This window comes from Chromohalobacter sp. HP20-39 (assembly GCF_033052815.1).
Classification (GTDB): domain Bacteria; phylum Pseudomonadota; class Gammaproteobacteria; order Pseudomonadales; family Halomonadaceae; genus Chromohalobacter.
Genome location: NZ_JAWHTP010001057.1, coordinates 1 through 244 on the forward strand (window position 1 = coordinate 1; position 244 = coordinate 244).

The 244-nt window shown below is 71.3% G+C and carries 1 protein-coding gene; it reads left to right on the top strand.

All coding sequences use genetic code 11. The features are described from left to right. Positions 1–244: hypothetical protein (locus RVY79_RS21160; protein ID WP_317466579.1), on the top strand; the 244-nt coding region annotated here is incomplete at both ends.

A 244-nucleotide genomic window follows, 5' to 3' on the forward strand; every position in this document is an offset into this window, starting at 1 on the left:
CGCACGGTGCCGACCGGTGCCGGTGCCGGCAAGCTGCGCGAGCCGGTGCTGCGCTTCCTGCAGTGGGGGCGCACGTTTGGCGTCACGTCGGCCACCGGCCTGTGGAATATCGGCGACACGACCAACCCCGCCAACCGTCTCGCCCAGAGCCCGCTGCGCAGCCCGACGGTCTTCAATTTCTTCCGGCCTGGCTATGTGCCGCCAAGCTCGCAGCTGGGCAGCCGCGCCGTCACGGCCCCCGAGT